This is a genomic window from Priestia sp. FSL W8-0524 (genome assembly GCF_038005965.1).
In the GTDB taxonomy this organism is placed as follows: domain Bacteria; phylum Bacillota; class Bacilli; order Bacillales; family Bacillaceae_H; genus Priestia; species Priestia zanthoxyli.
Genome location: NZ_JBBOUG010000001.1, coordinates 2,399,962 through 2,415,013, shown reverse-complemented (window position 1 = coordinate 2,415,013; position 15,052 = coordinate 2,399,962). Strand labels below are relative to the sequence as shown.

Here is a 15,052-nt window from a genome sequence, read left to right as displayed (position 1 = left end):
CAAGATTAAGCATCTTTCATTTGAAGGTGTTTTTTTTCAGCCTAAGTAAGCCAACAACATGATTGTATGACAAGTTTTTACTAAGGTTGTAGAGTTACTGTATTGTATGACAAGTTTTATGTGATTTGATGTTGATTAAATGAACAGTTTCGAAGTAAATAAATGATTGCAGAAAAACAAAGTCCATGCGTTTTCATGAACCATTATACGTTACTTCATATTTGTAGAGATGTTTAGCAAAAGGGGAGATGAATGGCCTGACGTAAACAATATCCATAGACAAGCCTTAGAAGATAATTATCTTTCTAAGAAAGCAAATTTATATGATTGATTCTAATCTAAACAATGGAGTGTTCAAAAATGGAAATTAGTCAAATCTTTATTATTTTAACCCCAATCTTTTTTGTTATTTTGCTAGGTTATTTAGCAGGATATTTTAAAAAGTTTGATGCAACAACATCTAAAGGGTTAAATACGCTTGTAACAAAATTTGCGTTACCTGCACATCTATTCGTTGGTATTACAACAACATCAAAACAAACGCTTATTGAAAAATGGCCGTTTTTACTAGCATTAGTTCTTGGTATTATTGGATTTTATGTTCTTTTCTTACTTGTTGCAAAATATGTATTCAAATACTCACTAACAGGCGCGTCTATGTTCTCTTTAAACTCTACGCAGCCAACGTTTGCGTTTATGGGTATTCCCGTATTAGGTAGCTTGTTTGGCGCGGATGTAGTAGCAATTCCAATCGCTATTACGGGTATCGTAGTAAATGCGATGCTTGATCCTTTAGCAACTATTATTGGTACGGTTGGACAGCGCGAAAGAAGTGAAGGGGATTCTGAAGAAAGCTTATTTAAAGTAACGATTAAATCAATCTTACACGGTCTTTCTGAACCGTTAGCTTGTGTTCCGTTAATCGCAGTAGTATTAGTGCTATGTGGGTTCCAATCTCCAGATTTACTATCAAGCAGTTTAGATCAAATTGGTTCAATTACATCTGGTGCGGCACTATTCGCAGTTGGGGTAACAATTGGTATCCGTAAAATTCAATTTAGCCCAGCGGCATTTGGTATTGCGATTTTAAAAGTGGCTATTCAGCCGCTTGTAATGTTAGGAATTGCAACAGCAATGGGTCTATCATCAGCTGACATCGTAAAATTAGTGTTATTAGTAGCGTTCCCAGGTTCAGCTGTAGCAGCGATGATTTCAGTGCGCTTTGATAGCCTAGCTGGTGAAACAGCTTCAGCATTCGTACTTAGTGCCATTATGTCACTTGTTACATTACCGCTATTAATTTCTTGGTTAATGTAGTCACATATATCAATATAAAATAAAAAAGGCTTTGCTATTTTAGCAAAGCCTTTTTTGTGCATTTATACTTAAAAAAGCTTTAAAAATTCTTGAGCGATTTTGGGGAGATAACTATCGGTACGCCACGTAACTAAAGGCTCAATTACAAATGGATTATCTTCTATGCTTAAAATTTTAATATGTTCTAGCGAAAAAGAAGATAGCATCGAATAAGGAACAATAGCAGCACCAAGGCCACGACATACTAAATTAAGAAGCATCGCTGAGTCATGGCATTCGCATAAAATGGTAGGTGTTATATCCATCTTTTTAAATTCCTTTATAATGCGATTGTATATGCTTATTTCCCGATTTGAACGAAGAAGAATAAGAGGGAGAGAAGCGATTTCAGCGACTGAAATCTTTTCTGTTGCATAACTACTTTCTTTGGGAACTGCTACAACAAAGACATCTGGTGCAAGTGTTTTTGTTTTTACCTGTTGATAAGGTAAGTCTGTAGTGGTGACTGCTACATCAATCTTTCCATCCGTCAACAACTCGTTTAAATGAGCTGGTTCGTTTTCATAGATATTAAAAGTACTGTTTGGATACTGTTTTTGAATAAGAGCTAGCTTATCTAGAACCGTTGATGCACAGTAGATTGTACATCCGACTTCAAGCTTTTCATTTGTTACGTTTTTACATTCCTGTACTTCCAATACTGATTTTTCGATCCTTTGCACAATTTCTTTCGCTCGTTTTAAAAAAAGCTCTCCTTCGGCCGTTAACAATAAGCGCTTGTTATTGTTTCGTTCAAAAAGCAAAAGGCCCAGCTCATTTTCGAGCTGCTTTAGCTGTCTGCTTAAAGGAGGCTGAGCCATGTGCAGACGCTTGGCTGCTTTAGTTACATTTAATTCTTCAGCTATGACAATAAAATAATGCAGCTGTCTTAATTCCACTATATTCAACTCCATACTTTAAAGGTATTATTATATACTTTATCAATATTTTAATTGTATGGAAAATAAGTGTAAAGTTAAATGTGTAACCAAAGCAGAGAGGAGGAAAAGAAATGAAAATAGCTGTAGGAATAACAGGAGCCACAGGAGCTATTCTAGGTATTCGAATTTTAGAGCTTTTGAAGAAGGCTTCTGTTGAAACGCATTTAGTCATGTCGTCTTGGGCTCATGCCACAATTAAGCTGGAAACACCGTATAGCGTTAGGCAAGTAGAAGCGCTAGCAGATTATTGTTATTCATATCAAGACCAAGCAGCAAAAATTTCGAGCGGTTCATTTCGTATAGACGGAATGATTGTAAGTCCTTGCAGCATGAAAACATTAGCATCTATTCGAATGGGACTAGCAGATAACTTAATAGCAAGAACGGCAGATGTGATGTTAAAAGAAAGAAAGCCACTGGTGCTACTTCCTCGAGAAACGCCTTTGAATACGATTCATTTAGAAAACATGCTGGATCTCTCAAAAATGGGAGCTATCCTCGTGCCTCCTATGCCAGCTTTTTATAACAAACCTGAGACAATTGATGATATTGTCATGCATATTGCTGTTCGAACGTTAGATCAATTAGGAATTGAGCTTCCTGAGGCAAAAAGATGGAATGGAATTAAACATTTATCACAAGGAGGAAAATAAACATGGCTTATAAAGACTTTAGAGATTTCCTTGATACGCTACATAAAGAAGGGCAGCTGCTGACGATTACAGATGAAGTGCAGCCAGATCCGGATTTAGGTTCAGCAGGTCAAGCCATCAGTAATTTAGGAGATCAAACGCCGGGATTATTATTTACAAATATTTATGGATATAACAACGCAAAGGTAGCCCTAAACGTAATGGGTTCCTGGTCAAATCACGCGTTAATGATGGGACTGCCTAAATCAACTCCTGTAAAAGAACAGTTCTTTGAGTTTGCTCGGAGATATGAAAAATTTCCTGTTAAAGTGAAAAGAGAAGAAACAGCGCCATTTCATGAGTGTGAAATTAAAGATGATATTAACTTATTCGACCTTTTGCCATTGTTCCGCTTGAATCAAGGAGACGGAGGCTATTATCTAGATAAAGCGTGCGTTATTTCTCGTGATCAGCATGATAAGGCGCATTTCGGCAAACAAAACGTAGGTATATATCGTATGCAGGTCAAAGGGAAAGATCGTCTAGGCATTCAGCCCGTGCCACAGCATGATATTGCCATTCACTTGAAACAAGCCGAAGAAAAAGGTGAAAACCTCCCTGTATCAATTGCTTTAGGATGTGAACCCGCGATTGTCACAGCAGCTGCTACGCCGCTTCATTACGATCAATCAGAGTATGAAATGGCAGGAGCTATTCAAGGTGAGCCGTACAGAATTGTGAAGTCTCAGCTTTCTGATTTAGATGTACCTTGGGGAGCAGAAGTGATTTTAGAGGGAGAAATCTTAGCTGGTGAACGTGAGTATGAGGGTCCTTTTGGTGAATTTACAGGTCATTACTCCGGTGGCAGAAGCATGCCTGTTATCAAAATCAATCGCGTATACCATCGCAAAGATCCTATTTTTGAAAGTCTATATATCGGTATGCCTTGGACAGAAACAGATTATTTAATTGGAATCAATACAAGCGTTCCTTTATATCAGCAGCTAAAAGAATCATATCCTGAAGAGATTGAAGCGGTGAACGCGATGTATACTCATGGTCTCGTTGCTATCATTTCAACGAAAAGCCGATACGGAGGATTTGCTAAGGCGGTTGGTATGAGGGCATTGACTACGCCGCATGGATTAGGATATTGCAAGCTAGTTATTTTAGTAGACGAAGATGTGGATCCGTTTAATTTACCGCAAGTCATGTGGGCGCTATCGACAAAAATGCACCCAAAACATGATGTTATAACAGTGCCTAATCTCTCAGTTCTGCCACTTGATCCAGGATCTGATCCGGCTGGTATTACAGATAAAATGATTTTGGATGCTACAACACCGGTTGCACCAGAAACAAGAGGCCACTACTCGCAGCCTTTAGATACACCACTTGAAACTGAAAAATGGGAAAAAATCTTAACGAATATGATGCAAAAATAAACAAGGAGGAATCGACATGCATACTTGTCCAAGATGTGAAGCCAAACAAGCGAACTTAGTATCTAAATCACCAGTTGAAGGAGCCTGGGAGATTTACTTATGCAACGTGTGTTTGTTTACTTGGCGTTCTTCTGAACCTGAGACGATCACCAATCCTGAAAAATACCCTCGACCATTTAAAATCAATCCAAAAGACGTACCGCTGGCAACGCACGTACCTCCTGTGCCACCCCGATCTTAATGAGCAAAGGTGGTAAGTAAAATGAATAAAGCAGAGCTGCCAAAAGCCGTGCGCGTATTTTTAAATGGGAAAGATCTAGAAAGGAAACAGCATGATGCGATGCTGCTATCTACAGTGACATCCGAGGGGTTTCCTCATGTAGCAATGATTAGCGCAGGAGAGCTGGTAGCTATTAGCTCTTCGCGCGTCAAGCTGTTAGTATGGAAAGATACCACGTCTTCAAAAAACATGATACAGAATCATAAGGCAACCGTTACATTAGTTGTTGAAGGCAAAGCTTATTACATTAAATTTCGGCTAAAAAAAGAAGCTCCTGTGTTATCAGGCTATGAGCTATTTACGGGAGAAGTAGCCGCTGTTAAAGAAGATTACGCAAAATATGCAGTTTTAACATCGGGCATTCAATTTCAGCTTCATGATTTCAAAGAGGTACTGAGCCGCTGGAAGCAATCAATTAAGGCTGTTCTTTCTACTGAAAAAACCGATTCTTAAAAATAAGAATTGGTTTTTCAGCTGTAGTGAAATTTTTTCAAATAGCACGCTAGCTGCACTTTTAATAGATGTTCACTATTTGTAAATGATATGTTCATCTTATCTTCGATTTTCTTCAACCGCTGATAGAGTGTATTAACGTGAATATGAAGCTGCTTAGCTGTAAGTGAAGCCGAGCGGTTGTTATCAAAATACGCTTCTAGCGTTTGTTCTAAAGGTTCATCGTTCAAATGATTGTTTTTAAGAGGGACAAATACTTCATCAATAAAGGTTTTGACTTCTTCTTTCGATTGATTAATAAATAGCCGGTTAATTCCTATTTCCTCATACAACATGCATCCATCTTGCTGCTGAGACAGAAGGTAAGAGACAGCTTTTTCAGCTTCACTATAACTCTTTTCTATTTGGGTAAAGTGAGAATAACGACTTCCAATCCCTATTTTTACATGACATTCATTGTAGTAACGCCATTTTGAGAGTGAATCTTCTAATTGTTTGATAATAGCATGATGGTCTTCATAAGAATCAAGCGTGAATACAATGGTTACTTTCGTGTCGAATCCGTATACGACCGGCGCTTTTAAGCTGAAAACCGATTTGATGTCAGATACAAGGCGATGAAGATGTAAGTTTAAGAGCTGCAGGTCCGCCTGTGAACGAATGGTAATAAGAGCGACTAGAATATGCTTTTTTGTATCAATGTTTAGCTCATTTGCTTTTTGATACAGTAAAGTGGTGTCATAACATGATAAGTATTCACTAAATAGTTCATGCGTTCGCTTGTAAAATAAATCGACTAACGTTTGTTTTTTCAGCATTTCTAGTGCAATAACAGAGCTGCTTTGTTCGAGTGCCACTTGATCTAGAGAGGAAAGATCTTCTTGATTTGTCTGCAGAATAACTAACCCTAAGAGCGTATCAATGCCGTGTATCGGTTGAATGTAGACGCTGTGCTTCTGGTTGTGTGACTCAATAGTATAAAAGCAAGCTTTTGTATGTAAAACAAAATGCGTGTGAAATTCAGCTGTTTTTGTGTCTACATCAAGAAATTTTAAAAAGCCATAGGTCTTATTATCAACAAAATCTACAATGGTGACGGGAGATGTAACCATTCGGCGTAATTCGGTAAGTATCGGTTCAATTCCTTTACTTTGAAGTGAAACGTTCATGAATGTGCGATGAATTTGATCGCGACGTATTAAAAGTTCATTTTGTTTTTTTACATCTTCAAAAAGCGCTGAGTTTAAGAGAGCAATCGAAACTTGATCGGAAAAGCTTTCTAACAATTCTTTATCCTCTTCATTTAAAAGAGGAGTTGTACCGTTTTGATAAATAATGAGTACGCATACCGTTTGTTCTTCCATGCAAATTGGGACAGAAATAATAGATTGAATGTGTGTAAATGTATAGGACTGATTAAGATAGTGAATATTATCGTCAGTCATAGTAGAAGAATCGCGTACTATATCCTCTAAGTTCGTATACATATAGCTTTTATTATGCTGAAATGTCTTTCCGATAATTCCTTCGCCAACTTTCATTTTCATGTTTTGAATTTCATTGTTTGGCCCCCCGGACCAGGCGCGAGGCAAAAGAAATTCAGTGGAAGAATCAAACATCCACAGCACGCCCATATCCGCAACAGAAATAACTGAAAGAGCATTTTCTAGAATTCTTGTTAATAGATAGTCAGAGTCTTGTAAAAGCGAGATTTCCTTAATGCTTTTCATAAGTACGTTCAAAATGTGCTCATGCCGCTCTAGCTTTTTTTGCAGCACATAAGGAGAAAAGTTAGCGGATAGCTTCTTTATTTGTTGTGGTGTCCAGTCATGCTTAGCAAATATGCGAACAACAAACGCATACCGGTTTGGAAAGGATAAGTAAATTTCTTCGAACTCTTCATATGCGATATGCTTTTGAAAGGAATCACTGCCGTTATGTAGGCTAGTGGGAGGAGTGTAAGTCAGGGATGAGCATAAAGAACTGGAAAAAATCATGTTAAAATTTGCAGAATCAATACTTGTCCAAATTTGATAAGAACTGTTTTTAATAATAGATGTAAGATAACCTTTCATATTAGCTAATAAATCACTCATATTAACAACCCCTTATAGACTACTTAATGTAAAAAAATACATAGTTATAGTTCTTATTATATAGAAATGCACATTGAAAAAATAGTCAGAATTTTTTAATATTTATGTAACGAACCGATTTGTTACAAAACATTACATTAAATGGAATAAAAAGGAGATGAGTGCGTTTATGCTAGCAAGGTCGAACTGGAAATACATCATTTTATTTTTATTATTTTTAGGCTGGTCGCTTGGAAACTTAGATCGTTTTATTATTAATTACGCTATTTTAGATATCTCGAAAGATCTACACCTTAATGCTTCTTCTACAGGCATCATCTTAAGCAGTTTTTTTGCAGGATATGCACTGATGCAAATACCTGGTGGGTGGCTAGCAGACCGCTTTGGGTTTAAAAAAGTCATTACAATCGCCGTGCTTTTATGGTCTTTGTTTACGGTTTTTACCGGAATGGCCTGGTCTTTTGCTTCTATTATTATCATTCGCTTTTTATTTGGATTAGGGGAAGGGAGCTATTTTCCATCTGCGTCAAAAGGAATCGCAGGGTGGTTTCCTCAGCAAGAACGCAGTAGAGCCATGTCTTTTTTGTTATCGTCAGGTACGATTATGGGCGTGGTGACACCGATTCTGGCGACGCAGCTGATGCAAACAATAAGCTGGAGAAGTATCTTTTATATCATAGGAGCCATCGGGCTTGTTATTACAGTTCTGTTTGTTTTTTTACTAAAAGAAAAGCAGCAGGGGGAAAAAAGAGAGGCTTCTGCTATTCCTGCTAAGCAGATGACATTAAAAGAAATTATCAAAACCCCGATGATTTGGAATTTATTTATTGCCTATTTCAGTATTTACGCTATTAACTGGGGGCTCATGTCGTGGATGCCTACATATTTAGCCGAAGTAAGACATTTGAATTTAACGGACATCGGTTTTCTTTCCGCTATCCCAGCATTTGTAGGCATTATAGGAATGTTTGTTAGCGGCTTTATTTTAGACAAGCTTCCAGAAGGAAAAGACAAGACGATAGCAGCGGTTTTTGGTTTACTGATGGGCGTTTTTCTTTGCTTAATGGCTATTTCACCTAGCGTAGGCATGTTTATCGTTTTTCAAAGCGCAGTAACTTTACTGTTTTCATTTAATGTGATTTTAATCGCTTCAGCTCCTTTAAAAATGTTGCCTGAATCAGTGGTCGGTTCAGCAAATGGTTTTATTAATACAGGGGCTCAAGCAGCCGGCGTATTAACACCAATGCTTATTGGTTTTTTAGTACAATCGTTTGGCGGGTCTTATAATGCAGCGTTTGCTTTATTAATTATCTGCGCTCTTGTCTGTGCTATTTCGTTGTTTTCGATTCGACCTGCAAAAGTGGTAGTGAACGCACAAAATGCTGTTAAATAATGAGGGAAAAAGGAGAGTGTCTCATGGATATTGTCAAAAAAGTCGAACAACTTATTGAACAAAAGCGACACGAGCTAACTCAAATCAGTGATCAAATATGGGAATATGCAGAAACGAGGTTTGAAGAGTATAAGTCGGCACAGCTAATTTGCGACATGTTAGAAAAAGAAGAGTTTACGCTTCGTACACATATTGCTAACCTTGAAACAGGTTTTATTGGAAGTTACGGGCACGGTTATCCGATTATCGCTATTCTTGGTGAATATGATGCGCTTACCGGGCTGAGTCAAAAAGATAAGTGTGCAGTAGCAGATCCAGTCAAAAAAAATGGAAATGGCCATGGGTGTGGACATAACCTACTTGGCGTAGGCTCACTAGCAGCTGCGCTTGCAGTCAAAGAATACTTAAAAGAAAAAAATGTTCCGGGAACCGTTCGATACTATGGATGTCCAGCTGAAGAAAGTGGCTACGGAAAGACGTATATGGTACGAGAAGGATTTTTCCAAGATGTAGACATCGCGTTTTCGTGGCATCCGGCTACCGTTAATGGTGTCATGCATACGTCATCGAATGCGGTTATGCAAGCAACTTTTAAATTTAAAGGAAGAAGCAGTCATGCAGCTGCTAGTCCTCACCTTGGCAGAAGCGCTTTAGACGCTGTAGAGTTGATGAATATTGGTGTGAATTATTTGCGTGAACATATGATAGATGAAGCGCGCGTACACTATGCCATTACAAACAGCGGAGGCATTTCTCCTAATGTTGTTCAAGCAGAAGCGGAAGTCATGTACTTAATTCGTGCTCCGAAGCCATCTCAAGTAAAAGAACTTTATGAACGGGTTGTGAAAATTGCAAAGGGAGCGGCTTTAATGACTGAAACACAAATGGAACAGGAAATTCAAGGAGCCTGCGCTAATCTAATTCCAAATCAAACAATGGAGCAGCTGATGCATAAACAAATGATGCAGATAAATTTGGCTGAGGTGAAACATGAAGAAATAGTCTTTGCCAAAGCTATTTACGAGTCTACATCCGCTGAAGACAAAGAAGCAGCAAAAAAACAAGTGGGTTCACTGCTAGACAGAGCTTTAGCAAATCATCCAGTCTTCAATCAAATTGCTCCTATGTCTAAAAATGTTTCCTTCATGACAGGATCAACTGATGTTGCAGACGTTAGCTGGAATGTTCCCACTGCACAGTGCGTGACCGCAACGTGGGCTTATGCTACGCCGTTTCATACATGGCAAGCTGTTGCTCAAGGGAAAACGGAGTATGCCCATGATGCGATGTTATTGGCTGGAAAATCCATCGCGGCTACGGCGATTGAAATGATAGAAAATCAAGAGCTGATTAGTCAAGCGAAACAAGAGCTGGAGGATAGACTAGAAGGGGAAAGCTATGAATGTCTTGTGCCTTCACATATACAGCCACCTAATTACTCAGAAAGTGAGGAGGAAGACTACAGCATGGTATAAAAAACGAAGCGGGAAAAACGTATTTTGGCGTAAGGAAGATCCGGACGATGAATCGTTCGGATTTTTTTATTGTTAGGTTGAACACAGGTTTCATTTATCCCGTTTTTTCGTCTTTAGATTGTATTGATGTAGTTATGCCTCAATCTCTTTTTTGTTTTCATTAAAAATAAATGGTTAAAAATATATCTCTTTGCTGAACCTAACCCTATCTAATTGTTCACGAAAAGAGGTAAAAACATGAGAGCATATAAAGTAGAAAAAGATGGGTCAATTTCAACTTCACTAAAAGGAAAATCAGTTTTATCCACTTCTTATTTAAATAAAGGCTCTGCTTTTACTGAAGAAGAAAGAGAAGAGCTTCATCTGCAGGGACTTCTTCCTCCAACGGTCTTAACGTTAAAAGAGCAGGCAAAAAGAGCATATGAGCAGTTCGAAAAAGCGCCGAATGATCTTCAAAAAAATAATTCGTTAAATGATCTGCATAACCGGAACGTTGTGTTGTTTTATCGTTTATTAACCGATCATTTAAGTGAAATGCTTCCCATTATTTACACGCCTACTGTAGGTCAATCTATTCAAGAATACAGCCATGAATATCATCGTCCTGACGGCTTATATTTATCCGTAAATGAAGCGGACAGATTAAGTGAGGCGATTGAAAACTTAGGGCTCGACAGCGAAGATATTGATTTGCTTGTAGTCACGGATTCAGAAAGTATTTTAGGAATTGGGGACTGGGGAGTAGGAGGGATCAATATCGCAGTTGGAAAGTTAGCGGTCTACACAGCTGCAGCAGGAATTGACCCAAGCCGCGTACTGCCTGTTGTTCTTGACATGGGGACCAATAATAAAAAGCTTCTTGAAGATCCTTTGTATTTAGGAAATCGTCATGAACGAGTAAAAGGAGAAGACTATAATCGTTTTATCGCTCAATTTGTAAAAGAAATAACGGCCAAGTTTCCTAAAGCGCTTCTTCATTGGGAGGATCTTGGTAATATTAACGCGCGACACATTATGAAAGAATACGGCGATAAAATTTTAACATTTAATGATGATATTCAAGGAACGGGAGTAATTACTCTTGCAGCCGTTTTAACAGCCGTCCGTATTACAGGTACGCCTTTAAAAGATCAGCGGGTTGTTGTATTTGGACCGGGATCTGCTGGAATTGGGAATGCTGATCGTATTCATAGTGCGATGATGCTTGAAGGGTTATCTGAAGAAGAAGCATATGATCGTTTTTGGGCATATGATTACAGAGGTCTGTTAACGGAAGATATGGAAGATTTAGCTCCTTTTCAACAGCCATATGTTCGCCAAAATGAAGAGATTAAAGAATGGGAAAAGGGCGATGAAAATAAAATTTCACTGTTGGAGCTTGTCAAGCAAGTGAAGCCAACGATTTTAATTGGAACATCAGGCGTCACGGATGCTTTTACCGAAGAAATTATTAAAGAAATGGCAAAGCATGTAGAGCGCCCGGTGATTATGCCGCTTTCAAACCCAACTAAACTTGCTGAAGCTGTTCCGGAAAATATTATAAAATGGACGGAAGGAAAAGCCCTTATTGCAACAGGAAGTCCATTTGAACCCGTTGAATATAACGGGCACACTTACGAAATCGGACAGGCTAATAATGCATTTGTGTTTCCAGGTCTTGGTTTAGGTGCAATTGTGGTTCGCGCTCAAAAGTTTACTGAATCTATGTTTGCAGAAGCAGCCAATGCAGTAGCGCGTATAGCAGAAACAGATACAAAAGGAGATACGCTTCTTCCAAATATTAAAGATCTTCAAAAAGTATCAAAGGCGGTTGCTGTGGCAGTTGCCGATGCTGCTGTAAAAGATAACGTAGCAACTGTTACCGAAAAAAATGTAGCTGAACTTGTAGAAGAAGCGGTATGGCAGCCTGTTTATAAACCTGTTAAGGCAAGAAATGAATGAGGTGAATGATAAATGAGCATAGGTCAAATTTTTCTCATTCTCGCGCCTATCTTTTTTGTCATTTTGCTTGGTTATTTAGCAGGGCATTTTAAAAAATTTGACAAGCAAACGTCTAAGGGGCTTAACACATTAGTAACGAAGTTTGCGCTTCCTGCACACTTATTTGTAGGTGTGACGACAACGCCAAGAAAAACACTCATAGATGAATGGCCGTTTTTAGTTGTGCTGATTTTAGGCATCGTCGGGTTTTATCTCATTATATTGCTCATCGTGAAGTATGCAGGGAAGCATACGCTAACTTCTTCTTCTATGTTTGCTCTAAACTCAGCTCAGCCAACGTTTGCTTTTATGGGCATTCCGGTACTTGGAGGCTTGTTTGGTGCAGGTGCAGTAGCGATTCCAATTGCCATCACAGGAATCGTGGTGAACGCGATTTTAGATCCGTTGGCAACGATTTTGGGAACCGTTGGCCAAAGGGGACGAAAAGAAGGGGAAGAGAAAACAAGTTTATTCAAAGTAACGGTTCATTCTATTTTGCATGGTCTATCTGAGCCTTTGGCATGTGTCCCGTTAATTGGAGTGATTTTAACGCTTTGCGGCTTTCAGTCACCTAAACTGTTACAGGATATGCTTGATCAAATTGGAAGTATCACATCCGGAGCAGCTTTGTTTGCGGTAGGAGTAACGATTGGAATTGGAAAAATTAACTTCAGTAAAGGCGCGCTTGGGATCGCTGTCTTAAAAGTAGCGGTTCAACCGATCGTTATGCTCGGAATTGCAGTATGGATAGGGCTGTCTTCAGATGAAGTGACAAAAGCTATTTTACTGGTAGCTTTTCCTGGGTCTGCTGTAGCTGCGATGATTGCTTTGAGGTTTGAAAGCTTGGAAAACGAAACGGCCTCTGCTTTTGTCATTAGTGCTATTTTATCGTTGATTACGCTTCCGCTTCTTATTTCTTGGCTTATGTAAATAAAAAAACGAAAGAGGGAAATTCCTCTTTCGTTTTAAGACGGATTAATAAGCTAATGCGAATAATCCTTTGATATGAGATAAGTAACGAACGTTACTTGCTTCTTTCATAAGTGATGCTGGTAAACCTTTTAATTGCGTTTTGTTTCCGCCGATTGTACCAATTGCATCTTTGCGTCCAAGACTTCCTAGTGTACCAGAGAAGACAGGAACGAATGATTCCATTGCTCCGCCGCGAATAGCTACTGCTAAGTTCACGCCTACAACTTCACCCATTTGCCAAGCTAATTGAGCAGTAGGTGGGTAAGGGCGACCTTCTGGACCCATTACAACCGCTGAGTCACCAGCAAGGAATACATCTTTATGAGATGTAGATTGTAAGAATTCATTTACAAGTGCACGACCGCGGTTTACTTCGATACCTGAGTTAGCAACTACAGAGTTACCTTGAACTCCGCCAGTCCATACCATTGTTTTTGTTTCAATTTTGCTGCCGTCTTTAAGTTCAACAGTTGTAGCATCCATTTTTGTTACAGGTGTACCAGTAACGAATGTAACGCCACGTTTTGTTAAGCTTGATTGAGCGCGCTCTACTAATTCAGCAGGGAAGCCTGGAAGAACTGTAGGAGCTGCTTCTACACAGTATAGAGAAATTTCTTTTGGATCCACACCGTGTTTTAGACATAGGCTTGGCATTAAGTCAGCGTATTCACCAACAAGTTCGATACCTGTTAATCCGCCACCGCCAACTACGATTGTACCGTCAGCTTTATTTTTTGTTTTGCTGTATTCAGCGATACAAGCTTCTACGTGTGCACGTAAACGGTTTGCATCATTTACTGATTTAAGAACGAAGCTGTGCTCTTCTAAACCAGGGATACCGAAGTAAGCAGTTTCACTACCTAAAGCTGTAACAAGGTAGTCGTAGCTTAATTTTGTACCATCTTCAAGAGATACTTCACGTTGATCTGGTGAAATTTCTTTTACCGTTGCAATTTTTAAATCAACGTTGTAGTTTTTAAGTAATTTATCAAGTGGTAAAGCTACCGCTTGTTCAGAAACGCCGCCTACAGCTAGACGGTGTAATTCTGTAATGATTTGGTGAGTAGCAAAACGGTTCACTACTGTAATTTTTGCTTCATCCGCACTTAGGTGTTGGCGAGCTGTCATTGCAGTTAATAAACCACCGTAACCGCCGCCTAAAATTAAAATATGTTTTGACATAGTCGATCCTCCGTCCACACTTTTTAATGAAAATTATTTTTGTTTTTCGTTTGTAATGTCTAAATACGCTTGTGCAAAGCGGAATAGTTTTTGAGCTTGTGGATCTTTAAGCATGCGTAATAAACCGAATAAACCGATTGAATTAGAAGCATTTGCTTCTGCACGATCGTTTGCTTCGATTGCAGTAGCTGCAAGACCTTTTACTGTTCCTTCTACTGGCTCGATAAATTCTTTTACTCCACCAAGTAGATCTTCTTTTAATACGTCGTCAGTTAATAATGATTGCGCAACGTCGTAAGTTTTTGTAAGCACCGTTACCATTTCAGATAATTTTGGTAAATTATCTACAAGAACAGTAAGAGCTTCTTGTACTTCAGGCTTTAACAATTGATCTAACACATCCGCTTGACCTTTGTTAACCGCCGCTTCTGTTTGTACAGCAGCATTTTCCTCTGCAGCTGATTTTTGAATAGTTGATTGAGACATGAAAAGTCCTCCTTTGCTGGATACTGTTGCATATGTAGTTCCTAGTTATCTGCTAGACTTTCAAACTACATTGTGAAGTTGTGAAATCTTGCACATAATTCTATTTTAATTTTAATACGAGATAAAATCAACTCATTTCGTTGAAAAAATAAGTGAAGAACCTCGTAACCCTTTGTTTAATAAAAGTTTATAAAAAATAAAGCGAATAATTGCCTAGGTAAATAAAATTAAAATAGGGAACTAACATGATTCCTCTTCCTACGATAAAACAAATAACGTCATATTTCAACACATACGAACTTAATATTCTATAAGTATTAAAAAGATAGGGCGCATTTACTATTTAAAGAGTTTTCAAAAA

General features: G+C 38.6%; 13 protein-coding genes. 9 read left to right on the top strand and 4 right to left on the bottom strand.

What is annotated here, in order from left to right; genetic code table 11:
* Positions 1-360 precede the first annotated feature (360 nt).
* The gene (locus NST66_RS12250) at positions 361-1,317 is read left to right on the top strand and encodes an AEC family transporter (RefSeq protein WP_028408284.1); all 957 of its coding nucleotides are present in this window, start codon (positions 361-363) and stop codon (positions 1,315-1,317) included.
* 68 nt (positions 1,318-1,385) lie between these two features.
* On the opposite strand, the gene NST66_RS12245 is transcribed toward NST66_RS12250, so the two are convergent.
* Positions 1,386-2,255 (bottom strand): LysR family transcriptional regulator, encoded by an 870-nt coding sequence (locus NST66_RS12245; RefSeq protein WP_154991251.1) that lies wholly within the window; start codon positions 2,253-2,255, stop codon positions 1,386-1,388.
* A 113-nt stretch (positions 2,256-2,368) separates the two neighbouring features.
* On the opposite strand from NST66_RS12245, the gene NST66_RS12240 reads away from it, so the two are divergent.
* The 4 genes from NST66_RS12240 to NST66_RS12225 are packed head-to-tail and all read left to right on the top strand — an operon-like array spanning position 2,369 to position 5,107.
* Positions 2,369-2,950 (top strand): non-oxidative hydroxyarylic acid decarboxylases subunit B, encoded by a 582-nt coding sequence (locus NST66_RS12240; protein ID WP_049164919.1) that lies wholly within the window; start codon positions 2,369-2,371, stop codon positions 2,948-2,950.
* 2 nt (positions 2,951-2,952) lie between these two features.
* Complete coding sequence (locus NST66_RS12235) at positions 2,953-4,374, top strand: non-oxidative hydroxyarylic acid decarboxylases subunit C (RefSeq protein WP_182029344.1); 1,422 nt, start codon at positions 2,953-2,955, stop codon at positions 4,372-4,374.
* Positions 4,375-4,390: 16 nt separating this feature from the next.
* A complete protein-coding gene (locus NST66_RS12230; RefSeq protein WP_028413104.1) occupies positions 4,391-4,615 on the top strand; it encodes a non-oxidative hydroxyarylic acid decarboxylases subunit D in 225 nt (74 codons plus the stop codon).
* A gap of 21 nt (positions 4,616-4,636) precedes the next feature.
* Positions 4,637-5,107: a pyridoxamine 5'-phosphate oxidase family protein gene (locus NST66_RS12225; RefSeq protein WP_049164914.1), complete on the top strand. Its 471-nt coding sequence runs from the start codon at positions 4,637-4,639 to the stop codon at positions 5,105-5,107.
* A gap of 17 nt (positions 5,108-5,124) precedes the next feature.
* Here NST66_RS12225 and NST66_RS12220 read toward each other — a convergent pair whose 3' ends face one another.
* Positions 5,125-7,203: a helix-turn-helix domain-containing protein gene (locus NST66_RS12220; protein WP_047750835.1), complete on the bottom strand. Its 2,079-nt coding sequence runs from the start codon at positions 7,201-7,203 to the stop codon at positions 5,125-5,127.
* 169 nt (positions 7,204-7,372) lie between these two features.
* Here NST66_RS12220 and NST66_RS12215 point away from each other — a divergent pair, with 169 nt between their 5' ends.
* From NST66_RS12215 to NST66_RS12200, 4 genes are all read left to right on the top strand, one after another.
* Entirely contained in the window at positions 7,373-8,596 is a 1,224-nt protein-coding gene (locus NST66_RS12215) for an MFS transporter (RefSeq protein WP_033579181.1), read from the top strand.
* Between the two features lie 23 nt (positions 8,597-8,619).
* Positions 8,620-10,071 (top strand): M20 family metallopeptidase, encoded by a 1,452-nt coding sequence (locus NST66_RS12210; RefSeq protein WP_155008062.1) that lies wholly within the window; start codon positions 8,620-8,622, stop codon positions 10,069-10,071.
* Between the two features lie 237 nt (positions 10,072-10,308).
* On the top strand, positions 10,309-12,012 hold the full coding sequence (locus tag NST66_RS12205; protein WP_033579179.1) for an NAD-dependent malic enzyme: 1,704 nt from the start codon (positions 10,309-10,311) through the stop codon (positions 12,010-12,012).
* A gap of 12 nt (positions 12,013-12,024) precedes the next feature.
* The gene (locus tag NST66_RS12200) at positions 12,025-12,981 is read left to right on the top strand and encodes an AEC family transporter (RefSeq protein ID WP_034269159.1); all 957 of its coding nucleotides are present in this window, start codon (positions 12,025-12,027) and stop codon (positions 12,979-12,981) included.
* A gap of 45 nt (positions 12,982-13,026) precedes the next feature.
* On the opposite strand, the gene NST66_RS12195 is transcribed toward NST66_RS12200, so the two are convergent.
* On the bottom strand, positions 13,027-14,205 hold the full coding sequence (locus NST66_RS12195) for an NAD(P)/FAD-dependent oxidoreductase (protein ID WP_013057328.1): 1,179 nt from the start codon (positions 14,203-14,205) through the stop codon (positions 13,027-13,029).
* 33 nt (positions 14,206-14,238) lie between these two features.
* Positions 14,239-14,691 carry a DUF1641 domain-containing protein gene (locus tag NST66_RS12190; protein WP_013057327.1) on the bottom strand — a complete coding sequence of 151 codons (453 nt, stop codon included), beginning with the start codon at positions 14,689-14,691 and terminating at the stop codon, positions 14,239-14,241.
* Positions 14,692-15,052 lie beyond the last annotated feature (361 nt).

Bases quoted from the DNA above. Each gene is read 5' to 3' on its own strand.
- NST66_RS12240 (WP_049164919.1), top strand. From the start codon at position 2,369: ATGAAAATAGCTGTAGGAATAACAGGAGCCACAGGAGCTATTCTAGGT.
- NST66_RS12205 (WP_033579179.1), top strand. From the start codon at position 10,309: ATGAGAGCATATAAAGTAGAAAAAGATGGGTCAATTTCAACTTCACTA.
- NST66_RS12235 (WP_182029344.1), top strand. From the start codon at position 2,953: ATGGCTTATAAAGACTTTAGAGATTTCCTTGATACGCTACATAAAGAA.
- NST66_RS12230 (WP_028413104.1), top strand. From the start codon at position 4,391: ATGCATACTTGTCCAAGATGTGAAGCCAAACAAGCGAACTTAGTATCT.
- NST66_RS12250 (WP_028408284.1), top strand. From the start codon at position 361: ATGGAAATTAGTCAAATCTTTATTATTTTAACCCCAATCTTTTTTGTT.
- NST66_RS12220 (WP_047750835.1), bottom strand. From the start codon at position 7,203: ATGAGTGATTTATTAGCTAATATGAAAGGTTATCTTACATCTATTATT.
- NST66_RS12190 (WP_013057327.1), bottom strand. From the start codon at position 14,691: ATGTCTCAATCAACTATTCAAAAATCAGCTGCAGAGGAAAATGCTGCT.
- NST66_RS12225 (WP_049164914.1), top strand. From the start codon at position 4,637: ATGAATAAAGCAGAGCTGCCAAAAGCCGTGCGCGTATTTTTAAATGGG.
- NST66_RS12195 (WP_013057328.1), bottom strand. From the start codon at position 14,205: ATGTCAAAACATATTTTAATTTTAGGCGGCGGTTACGGTGGTTTATTA.
- NST66_RS12210 (WP_155008062.1), top strand. From the start codon at position 8,620: ATGGATATTGTCAAAAAAGTCGAACAACTTATTGAACAAAAGCGACAC.
- NST66_RS12200 (WP_034269159.1), top strand. From the start codon at position 12,025: ATGAGCATAGGTCAAATTTTTCTCATTCTCGCGCCTATCTTTTTTGTC.
- NST66_RS12215 (WP_033579181.1), top strand. From the start codon at position 7,373: ATGCTAGCAAGGTCGAACTGGAAATACATCATTTTATTTTTATTATTT.